Below are 6,301 nucleotides of genomic sequence, written 5' to 3' on the forward strand. Positions count from 1 at the left end.
CCGGGTTGCGGACAGTGTCTGGTGGGTAGTTTGACTGGGGCGGTCTCCTCCTAAAGAGTAACGGAGGAGCACGAAGGTTGGCTAATCCTGGTCGGACATCAGGAGGTTAGTGCAATGGCATAAGCCAGCTTGACTGCGAGCGTGACGGCGCGAGCAGGTGCGAAAGCAGGTCATAGTGATCCGGTGGTTCTGAATGGAAGGGCCATCGCTCAACGGATAAAAGGTACTCCGGGGATAACAGGCTGATACCGCCCAAGAGTTCATATCGACGGCGGTGTTTGGCACCTCGATGTCGGCTCATCACATCCTGGGGCTGAAGTAGGTCCCAAGGGTATGGCTGTTCGCCATTTAAAGTGGTACGCGAGCTGGGTTTAGAACGTCGTGAGACAGTTCGGTCCCTATCTGCCGTGGGCGCTGGAGAACTGAGGGGGGCTGCTCCTAGTACGAGAGGACCGGAGTGGACGCATCACTGGTGTTCGGGTTGTCATGCCAATGGCACTGCCCGGTAGCTAAATGCGGAAGAGATAAGTGCTGAAAGCATCTAAGCACGAAACTTGCCCCGAGATGAGTTCTCCCTGAGACTTAGAGTCTCCTGAAGGAACGTTGAAGACGACGACGTTGATAGGCCGGGTGTGTAAGCGCAGCGATGCGTTGAGCTAACCGGTACTAATGAACCGTGAGGCTTAACCTTACAACGCCGAAGATGTTTTGGCGGATTGAGAAGACAACAATTTTCAGCTCAGATTCAGAGTCCGAAGGATTTTACGCTGAGACAAGGCGGCAAACGCAGCGACGGAAGGAGCATACAGAAGTATGTGACTGACGCTCGCAAGAGCAGCCAACGCCGTATCAGTGTAAAAGACACAGGACAGAGCACAAAGAATTTGCCTGGCGGCACTAGCGCGGTGGTCCCACCTGACCCCATGCCGAACTCAGAAGTGAAACGCCGTAGCGCCGATGGTAGTGTGGGGTCTCCCCATGCGAGAGTAGGGAACTGCCAGGCATCAAATAAAACGAAGGGCCCTGTCGGAAGACAGGGCCTTTTGTTTTATCTGTGGTCTGTCGGATGGCGGCTCCGCCTTATCCAGCCTACAGGGACGCGCCGATCCACCCTCAATATAACCACAAGCCTTCCCAACACAGATACGGTAAACTATTGCCGATTGAGTATCAGGAAAGCAGCCATGACCCACTCCCTAAAACCCTGGAATACCTTCGGCATTGATCATTGTGCAAAGCACATCGTATGCGCTGAAAACGAACAACAACTACTGAGCGCCTGGCAGCAAGCAACTCGTGAGGGACTGCCGGTTATGATCCTGGGTGAAGGAAGCAATGTCCTGTTTCTGGAAAATTACGCCGGCACCGTGATCCTTAACCGCCTGAAAGGCATTGAGGTGAATGAAACCGCGGACGCCTGGCACCTACACGTCGGCGCAGGCGAAAACTGGCATCAACTGGTTCGCTACGCGCTGGACAACAACATGCCCGGCCTGGAGAATCTGGCGCTCATCCCTGGCTGCGTTGGTTCCTCGCCTATACAGAATATTGGCGCGTATGGCGTAGAACTACAGCGCGTCTGCGACTACGTTGACTGCGTTGAACTGGAAACGGGAAAACGTCTGCGTTTGTCCGCGGCGGAATGCCGTTTCGGCTATCGTGACAGCATCTTCAAAAATGAATATCAGGATCGCGTTGCGATCGTCGCGGTGGGTCTGCGTTTGTCAAAGCAATGGCAGCCGGTGTTGACCTATGGTGATCTTACTCGTCTGGACCCGAAAACGGTCACCGCGCAACAGGTGTTTGATGCTGTATGCCATATGCGCACCACAAAATTGCCGGATCCTAAAGTGAATGGCAATGCGGGCAGCTTTTTTAAAAATCCCGTTGTCGCAGCCGATATCGCTATGGAACTGTTAGAACGATTCCCCAACGCGCCGCACTACCCTCAGGCAGACGGCTCAGTGAAGCTGGCGGCAGGCTGGCTGATAGATCAATGTCAGTTGAAAGGCGTCACCATTGGCGGCGCTGCGGTGCATCGCCAACAGGCGCTGGTATTGATTAATGCGAATGATGCGACAAGTAAAGATGTGGTGGCGCTGGCGCATCATGTCCGGCAAAAAGTGGGTGAAAAATTTAATGTCTGGCTGGAGCCTGAGGTTCGCTTTATTGGTCAGTTCGGAGAGGTGAACGCAGTGGAGAGCATTGCATGAAAGATACTACCGTTCCCCTGACGCTGATCTCACTACTTGCCGACGGAGAGTTTCACTCAGGCGAGCAGTTGGGTGAACGGCTGGGAATGAGCCGCGCGGCGATTAATAAACATATCCAGACATTACGCGACTGGGGAGTAGATGTATTTACCGTTCCCGGGAAAGGATATAGCTTACCGGAACCCATCCAGTTACTGGATGCTGACCGTATACATAGCCAACTGGATAGCGGAAACGTGGCGGTATTGCCCGTTATCGATTCAACCAATCAGTATTTACTTGATCGAATTGGTGAGCTGCGCTCAGGCGATGCCTGTGTAGCAGAATACCAACAGGCAGGGCGTGGTCGTCGCGGGCGTAAATGGTTCTCACCGTTTGGCGCGAATCTATATCTTTCAATGTACTGGCGTCTGGAGCAGGGGCCTGCGGCGGCAATAGGCTTGAGTCTGGTCATTGGAATTGTGATGGCGGAAGTGCTGCGTGAACTGGGCGCAGATAAAGTTCGCGTGAAGTGGCCTAACGACCTTTACCTGCTGGATCGCAAACTGGCGGGTATTCTGGTCGAGTTAACCGGTAAAACGGGCGATGCCGCACAAATAGTGATTGGCGCTGGTATTAACATGGCAATGCGTCGCGTAGAAGAGGACGTGATAAATCAGGGATGGATCACACTACAAGAGGCCGGAATTACGCTCGACCGCAATATGCTGGCCGCAAAGCTGATTTATAAGCTACGTGCTGCGCTTGAGCTTTTTGAGCAAGAAGGTCTTTCTCCTTATCTTTCGCGCTGGAAAAAACTGGATAATTTTATTGATCGCCCGGTAAAACTAATTATTGGCGACAAAGAAATATTTGGTATTTCTCGCGGCATTGATACTCAGGGCGCATTATTGCTTGAACAGGATGGTGTGATTAAACCCTGGATGGGCGGAGAAATATCGCTGCGAAGCGCCGAATAGTAAAAAGGGGGAGTCGGTACTCCCCTTTTTTCTGTTATTTCCGCAACCTTACCTGTTCCACCGCATGGTTAGCGCTCTTGGTCATAATAAGGCTGGCACGTTCTCGCGTGGGTAAGATATTTTGCTTTAAATTCAACCAGTTAATTTCTTTCCAAAGCGAGGCTGCTGTATTAACAGCTTCTTCTTTAGATAATTTCGCATAATTGTGGAAATAAGAGTCAGGATCGGTAAACGCCCCTTCGCGGAATTTCAGGAAGCGATTGATATACCACGTCTGAAGAAGTTCTTCTGGCGCATCAACGTAAATAGAGAAATCAACGAAATCAGAGACAAATACATGGTGCGGATCGTGAGGATAATCCATACCGCTTTGTAAAACATTCAAACCTTCAAGAATCAATATATCAGGCTGAGCGACGGTTTTATCCCCTTCAGGAATAACATCGTAAATCAAATGAGAATAGACTGGCGCCGTCACGTTCGGTACGCCCGACTTGAGGTCAGAAACGAATTTCACCAGTCGGTGCATATCATACGATTCGGGGAACCCCTTTTTCTTCATTAACCCGCGTTCTTTCAACACCTGGTTTGGGTGGAGGAAGCCGTCTGTGGTAATCAATTCAACACGGCGGTGTTCCGGCCAGCGACTCAGCAACGCTTGCAGAACGCGTGCTGTCGTGCTTTTACCCACTGCGACGCTGCCCGCGATACTGATGATGTAAGGGATTCGCTGGCCGTTAGTGCCCAGAAACTGTTCCAGGACAGCCTGACGACGCAGATTTGAACTGATATAGAAATTTAGCAAACGGGAGAGAGGTAAATATATTTCTGCAACTTCTTCCAGCGATAAATCTTCATTAATGCCTTTTAACTGCGCGATCTCATCCTCGGTCAGGGTCATCGGCACAGAATCGCGAAGCGCAGCCCACTGGCTGCGATCAAACTGTAGGTAAGGCGTCATTAACGATTGCTCTTTTATACTCATAAGCATGTTTCTGGCTGCTATTGCTACATCAGTTCAGCGATGAACGAGGGCCATCCCTGACATGCAACGGCACGTCACATTTAAGTTAATTTGGACAATGGGCAGGAGGGTAACACCAGATGGGGAGGAATAATAAGAAAAAATCTCGCTGTGAAAGCTATCCCTGAGAAGCAATGTGACGAATATACCAGATACAGAAGATTGCTTTCTATCGACGGAGCGTTGAAATGCCGCGTCGTATCCTGGTCAGACGGTCGGTAAAATGCCGAAAATTTATGCTCTCTTGTTTGAAATTAGAGCATTTTTGTCTCTTATAGCGCAAAATGTGAGCGATAGAACATTTTATGCAATTTTTTAGTTGCATGAGCACGCAGGTCTCCATAGAATGCGCGCTACTTGATGCCGACTTAGCTCAGTAGGTAGAGCAACTGACTTGTAATCAGTAGGTCACCAGTTCGATTCCGGTAGTCGGCACCATCAAGTTCGGTGGGGTTCCCGAGCGGCCAAAGGGAGCAGACTGTAAATCTGCCGTCACAGACTTCGAAGGTTCGAATCCTTCCCCCACCACCATTTTCGGCCGCGCGATGGCGCAGCCCGAGACGATAAGTTCGCTTACCGGCTCGAATAAAGAGAGTTTCTCTCGATATTCAGTGCAGAATGAAAATCAGGTAGCCGAGTTCCAGGATGCGGGCATCGTATAATGGCTATTACCTCAGCCTTCCAAGCTGATGATGCGGGTTCGATTCCCGCTGCCCGCTCCAAGATGTGCTGATATAGCTCAGTTGGTAGAGCGCACCCTTGGTAAGGGTGAGGTCGGCAGTTCGAATCTGCCTATCAGCACCACTTCTTTTCTCCTTCCTGTTTTTCTCTTCTGTTTATTAGCATTCAACAAGTCGGGCGTGTTGCCTGGTTGATGTGGTGATATCACCGATTTATCCGTGTCTTAGAGGGACAATCGATGTCTAAAGAAAAGTTTGAACGTACAAAACCGCACGTTAACGTCGGTACTATCGGCCACGTTGACCATGGTAAAACAACGCTGACCGCTGCCATTACTACCGTACTGGCTAAAACCTACGGCGGTGCCGCCCGCGCATTCGACCAGATCGATAACGCGCCGGAAGAAAAAGCGCGTGGTATCACCATCAACACTTCTCACGTTGAATACGATACCCCGACCCGCCACTACGCACACGTAGACTGCCCGGGGCACGCCGACTATGTTAAAAACATGATCACCGGTGCTGCTCAGATGGACGGCGCGATCCTGGTTGTTGCTGCGACTGACGGCCCGATGCCGCAGACCCGTGAGCACATCCTGCTGGGTCGTCAGGTAGGCGTTCCGTACATCATCGTGTTCCTGAACAAATGCGACATGGTTGATGACGAAGAGCTGCTGGAACTGGTTGAAATGGAAGTTCGTGAACTTCTGTCTCAGTACGACTTCCCGGGCGACGACACTCCGATCGTTCGTGGTTCTGCTCTGAAAGCGCTGGAAGGCGACGCAGAGTGGGAAGCGAAAATCATCGAACTGGCTGGCTTCCTGGATTCTTACATTCCGGAACCAGAGCGTGCGATTGACAAGCCGTTCCTGCTGCCGATCGAAGACGTATTCTCCATCTCCGGTCGTGGTACCGTTGTTACCGGTCGTGTAGAACGCGGTATCATCAAAGTGGGCGAAGAAGTTGAAATCGTTGGTATCAAAGAGACTCAGAAGTCTACCTGTACTGGCGTTGAAATGTTCCGCAAACTGCTGGACGAAGGCCGTGCCGGTGAGAACGTAGGTGTTCTGCTGCGTGGTATCAAACGTGAAGAAATCGAACGTGGTCAGGTACTGGCTAAGCCGGGCACCATCAAGCCGCACACCAAGTTCGAATCTGAAGTGTACATTCTGTCCAAAGATGAAGGCGGCCGTCATACTCCGTTCTTCAAAGGCTACCGTCCGCAGTTCTACTTCCGTACTACTGACGTGACTGGCACCATCGAACTGCCGGAAGGCGTAGAGATGGTAATGCCGGGCGACAACATCAAAATGGTTGTTACCCTGATCCACCCGATCGCGATGGACGACGGTCTGCGTTTCGCAATCCGTGAAGGCGGCCGTACCGTTGGCGCGGGCGTTGTTGCTAAAGTTCTCGGCTAAT

Annotated in this window: 5 protein-coding genes, 4 tRNA genes and 2 rRNA genes; 9 read left to right on the top strand and 2 right to left on the bottom strand. The window is 51.3% G+C overall.

The window, feature by feature from the left end:
* From ABVM99_RS24325 to birA, 4 genes are all read left to right on the top strand, one after another.
* Nucleotides 1-691 (top strand): 23S ribosomal RNA (locus ABVM99_RS24325); the annotation flags it as partial.
* Between the two features lie 196 nt (nt 692-887).
* A 5S ribosomal RNA gene (gene rrf / locus ABVM99_RS24330) occupies nt 888-1,003 on the top strand.
* A 181-nt stretch (nt 1,004-1,184) separates the two neighbouring features.
* Nucleotides 1,185-2,213 carry a UDP-N-acetylmuramate dehydrogenase gene (gene murB / locus ABVM99_RS24335; protein WP_000149798.1) on the top strand — a complete coding sequence of 343 codons (1,029 nt, stop codon included), beginning with the start codon at nt 1,185-1,187 and terminating at the stop codon, nt 2,211-2,213.
* Complete coding sequence (gene birA, locus ABVM99_RS24340) at nt 2,210-3,172, top strand: bifunctional biotin--[acetyl-CoA-carboxylase] ligase/biotin operon repressor BirA (RefSeq protein WP_000655746.1); 963 nt, start codon at nt 2,210-2,212, stop codon at nt 3,170-3,172. The genes murB and birA overlap by 4 nt, the downstream gene beginning before the upstream one ends.
* Before the next feature lie 34 nt (nt 3,173-3,206).
* Here birA and coaA read toward each other — a convergent pair whose 3' ends face one another.
* Together coaA and ABVM99_RS24350 are read right to left on the bottom strand one after the other, a co-directional pair.
* The gene (coaA, locus tag ABVM99_RS24345; protein ID WP_000023068.1) at nt 3,207-4,157 is read right to left on the bottom strand and encodes a type I pantothenate kinase; all 951 of its coding nucleotides are present in this window, start codon (nt 4,155-4,157) and stop codon (nt 3,207-3,209) included.
* A 208-nt stretch (nt 4,158-4,365) separates the two neighbouring features.
* Complete coding sequence (locus ABVM99_RS24350) at nt 4,366-4,539, bottom strand: hypothetical protein (RefSeq protein ID WP_001541267.1); 174 nt, start codon at nt 4,537-4,539, stop codon at nt 4,366-4,368.
* A 19-nt stretch (nt 4,540-4,558) separates the two neighbouring features.
* Between ABVM99_RS24350 and ABVM99_RS24355 the strand changes: the two genes are divergently transcribed.
* The 5 genes from ABVM99_RS24355 to tuf all read left to right on the top strand — a co-directional run bounded on the left by ABVM99_RS24355 (nt 4,559) and on the right by tuf (nt 6,300).
* Nucleotides 4,559-4,634: transfer RNA gene (locus ABVM99_RS24355), tRNA-Thr, on the top strand.
* An 8-nt stretch (nt 4,635-4,642) separates the two neighbouring features.
* Nucleotides 4,643-4,727: transfer RNA gene (locus ABVM99_RS24360), tRNA-Tyr, on the top strand.
* Between the two features lie 116 nt (nt 4,728-4,843).
* Nucleotides 4,844-4,918, top strand: a tRNA-Gly gene (locus tag ABVM99_RS24365).
* A gap of 6 nt (nt 4,919-4,924) precedes the next feature.
* A tRNA-Thr gene (locus ABVM99_RS24370) sits at nt 4,925-5,000 on the top strand.
* A 115-nt stretch (nt 5,001-5,115) separates the two neighbouring features.
* Nucleotides 5,116-6,300 (top strand): elongation factor Tu, encoded by a 1,185-nt coding sequence (gene tuf, locus ABVM99_RS24375; RefSeq protein WP_000031748.1) that lies wholly within the window; start codon nt 5,116-5,118, stop codon nt 6,298-6,300.
* Nucleotide 6,301: the final 1 nt, after the last annotated feature.

Source organism: Salmonella sp. SJTUF15591 (genome assembly GCF_043356435.1).
GTDB lineage: Bacteria > Pseudomonadota > Gammaproteobacteria > Enterobacterales > Enterobacteriaceae > Salmonella > Salmonella enterica.